Annotated in this window: 1 protein-coding gene; it reads right to left on the reverse strand. The window is 65.5% G+C overall.

From position 1 onward, the window contains the following. Window positions 1-223: aldehyde dehydrogenase family protein (locus ABLN94_RS24695; protein WP_352997373.1), on the reverse strand; the 223-nt coding region annotated here is incomplete at both ends.

The raw sequence follows: 223 nt of genomic DNA on the forward strand, positions 1-223 counted from the left end.
GTTGGCGTCGTCGGCGAGGTCGATCCAGATGGTTTTCAGCTGGGTGTACTGGTCGTGGGCATGGACGGAGTTGTCGCGGCCGCCGAAGCCGGATTGTTTGTAGCCGCCGAAGGGGGTGGTGATGTCGCCCTCGCCAAAGCTGTTGACCGTGACGGTCCCCGCCCGGATCGCACGGGCGCCGCGGATGGCGCGTTTGGCATTGGCGGTGAAGATCGAGGCACAC

Origin of the sequence: Ruegeria sp. SCP11 (assembly GCF_040329455.1) — a bacterium.
Lineage (GTDB): Bacteria > Pseudomonadota > Alphaproteobacteria > Rhodobacterales > Rhodobacteraceae > Ruegeria > Ruegeria atlantica_E.